The sequence below is a fragment of the Guyparkeria sp. genome, assembly GCF_041687595.1.
GTDB lineage: Bacteria > Pseudomonadota > Gammaproteobacteria > Halothiobacillales > Halothiobacillaceae > Guyparkeria.
This window is the reverse complement of record NZ_JAWLBP010000096.1, coordinates 1-3,012: the sequence shown is the minus strand read 5'-3', so window position 1 is coordinate 3,012 and position 3,012 is coordinate 1. Positions and strand designations below refer to the sequence as shown.

The following is a 3,012-nucleotide window of genomic DNA, read 5'->3' as shown; positions in this document are numbered from 1 at the left end:
GGCATTCGGCCTGGGCTGGGCGCTGCTGTTCTGGCAGCTTGATGCCCGGCTGCAACGGTCCGGGGCCGGGCAGCCCTGAAGCGCAGCCGGCAGCCGCCGGCTACAGCCCCCGATCGGCCTCGAGCAGTCGCAGCCACACCTCGCTGGTGGTCGGATAGGCCGGAACCGCGTGCCACAGGGTCTCGAGCGGGACCTCGCCGACGATGGCGATAGTGGCGGAGTGCAGGATCTCGCCGGCATCGGGCCCGACAAAGCTCGCACCCACGACGACGCGGCGGGCCTGATCGATCACGAGCTTCGCCATGCCGTGGTCGTGTCCGTGCAGCGCACCACCGGCGACCCTATTCGGGTCGGCGGCAACGGTCTTGACCTCCCGACCGGCGTCGCGGGCCTGCTGTTCCGTCATGCCGACGGAGGCGGCCGGCGGATCGGTGAACAGGACCTGTGGCACCGCCCGCTGATCGGCCCAGGCCGTCCCGTCCTTCCCGGCGATCACGTCACCGATGATCCGGGCCTGGTACTTGCCCTGGTGCGTTAGCAGTACCCGGCCGTTGACATCCCCGGCCGCGTATAGCCAGCCGCCGTCAACGCCGGTGACCCGCAGCCGGTTGTCCACTGCGAGCGGGCCGCCGGGTGACAGCCCGACGGTCTCGAGCCCGAGGTCGTCGGTGTTGGGTGTGCGACCGATCGCTACCAGGAGCTCGTCACCGGCCAGTTCTTCGCCGTCCTGGGTGCTCACCGTAACGGGGCCTTCATCGCCCTCCCTGCGCGCCACCGACGCGGCCGCGGTCCCGGAAAGCACGGTGACGCCATCGGCCTCGAGCACCGCACGCATCACCTCGCTGACCTCCGGCTCGTAGGATCCGAGCAGCCGGTCGGCCCTCTCGACGATGGTCACCTCGGCACCGAACCGACGGTACGCCTGGGCCATTTCGACGCCGACCGCACCGCCGCCAAGCACAAGGAGCCGGCCGGGAACCCGTTCGGCCGCCGTCGCCCCGCGATTGTCCCAAACGCGCGTCTCTCGGAGCCCGTCGATCGGCGGAATGCTGGCGCGGGAACCGCTGGCGACGACCACCGCGCGCGATGCCGTCAGCGTCCTGGATCCGCCGTCATCCAGCGCCACCTCGACGCGGCGTTCGCCGGCAAGCTGACCCCGGCCACGAAACAGCTCCGCCCCGATGCGCTTCAGCCAGGACACCTGGGCCTCATCGTCCCAGCCGTGGGTCCACTGTGTGCGCCGAGCGAACACCGCATCGACATCGAGCTCGCCGTTGACGGCGGCGGCGGCACCGGGAATGCGCCGCGCCGCCGCCACGGCCGCGGAGGAGCCGAGGAGCACCTTGCTGGGGATGCAGGCCCAGTACGAGCATTCCCCGCCGACCAGTTCGCTCTCGACAACCGCCACCGACAGGTCGTTGTCACGGGCGTACCACGCCACGTTGGTGCCAGTCGAACCCGCCCCGATCACGATGACGTCGTAGCTCGCCTCGCGGTCTTTTCGATCGTTGGTTTCCGCGTTTGCCATGTTCGCTCCTCCCGGCAACGGTGGGGTATCGAAGCCGAAGCCGTCGGCAGGCACCCGGTCGCGGGAGAAGCGTGCCGAGACCTTCTCGCAGGCGGGCCATCCACCAGGAGTATAGGGACGGAAAATGCCTGTTTCATCACGCCCGCGCGCCTGTCGGCCGCCTACCCGCCCGATGCCACCGGGGCGCGTGTGCCGTCTGGGTATCCACCGGCACCAGGGGCCCGAAGAAACCCCTGGTGCGCCGCCTGCGAGCGCGAATCCCGGAACAATGCCGGAATGCGGGACCTGATCCCGGGTTCCGCGAAAGGCCGGAATCGCCCTGTTCAGGCCTCCCGGGGCGCAGCATGCGCCGTGCGGAAACATACCCATGGCGTGTTCCGCCGAAAACCGGCGAGAATCCAAACGCCACGACGCGGAACAGGAGCCCACTGATGAGCCACGAGGTCACCACAGTCTTCGGGGGCACGGGATTTCTGGGCAGCCGCATCGTCCGGGCGCTCGCGACTTCGGGAAGGGCGGTGCGCATCGCCGCACGCCACCCCGTTCGCCCCGACTGGGCGAGCGACCGTGACGTCATCGAACTGGCGACCGCCGACATCCACGATGCGGCCAGCGTCAACCGGGCGCTGGAGAATGCCACCAGCGCCGTGAACGCGGTGAGTCTGTACGTCGAATCCGGCGGCAAGGACACCTTCGAGGCCGTCCATGTGCAGGGCGCCGGCCGGGTGGCTCGGCTGTCGCGCGAGGCCGGGATCCGGCAGCTGGTATTGATCTCCGGCATCGGCGCAAGCCCATCCTCGCCGTCTGGCTACGTGCGCGCCCGCGCCGGCGGCGAGGAGAGCGTGCGGGCGGCCTTCGGGAAGGCGATCATTGTGCGCCCGAGCGTGATGTTCGGGCCCCGGGATGCCTTCCTCGGCAACCTCGTACGCCTCTCGCGCCTGCCAGTGATCCCCCTGTTCGGCCGCGGCGAAACCCGTCTTCAGCCGGTGCTGGTCGACGACGTGGCGCAGGCCGTGGCCGTGCGGACCGGGGCCACCGGTTCCGAACAATTCCTGTTCGAACTGGGCGGCGCCTGCGTCTACCGATATCGCGAGGTGGTCGAGCGGGTCCTCGCGTACCTGGGACGCCGCAGGCCGCTGATCCCGATCCCCTTTTTGCTCTGGCGGGCCCTGGCGGTGCTGGCAACGTCCCTGCCCAATCCGCCATTGACGCGGGACCAGGTACTGCTGATGCAGGAGGATAACGTCGTCGGTCACGGTGCCGGCACCTTCGCCGATCTCGGGCTCACACCGCGTTCCCTGGAGGAAAGTCTACCGTACTGCCTGGGCGCCCGGTAAGGTGAGGCCGAGAGTGCCTCGACCTCTGCCGCAGCCCGGTGACCCGGGGCCGCCGATGCGCGTTCCGGCGGCGGCTCCGGCGAGCGCATCGAGCGGCTGCGGACGGAGGGAATGGAAACAGGTCAGGGATTGCACCAGTCGCAGACC

2 protein-coding genes are annotated in these 3,012 nt (G+C 69.7%); one reads left to right on the top strand and one right to left on the bottom strand.

Going from position 1 to position 3,012, the window contains the following annotated elements; translation table 11 throughout:
- Window positions 1-100: 100 nt before the first annotated feature.
- On the bottom strand, window positions 101-1,528 hold the full coding sequence (locus ACESL5_RS09710; RefSeq protein WP_372592578.1) for a dihydrolipoyl dehydrogenase family protein: 1,428 nt from the start codon (window positions 1,526-1,528) through the stop codon (window positions 101-103).
- Window positions 1,529-1,959: 431 nt separating this feature from the next.
- Between ACESL5_RS09710 and ACESL5_RS09705 the strand changes: the two genes are divergently transcribed.
- Entirely contained in the window at window positions 1,960-2,865 is a 906-nt protein-coding gene (locus ACESL5_RS09705) for a complex I NDUFA9 subunit family protein (protein ID WP_372592577.1), read from the top strand.
- Window positions 2,866-3,012: the final 147 nt, after the last annotated feature.

Bases quoted from the DNA above. Each gene is read 5' to 3' on its own strand.
- ACESL5_RS09710 (WP_372592578.1), bottom strand. From the start codon at position 1,528: ATGGCAAACGCGGAAACCAACGATCGAAAAGACCGCGAGGCGAGCTAC.
- ACESL5_RS09705 (WP_372592577.1), top strand. From the start codon at position 1,960: ATGAGCCACGAGGTCACCACAGTCTTCGGGGGCACGGGATTTCTGGGC.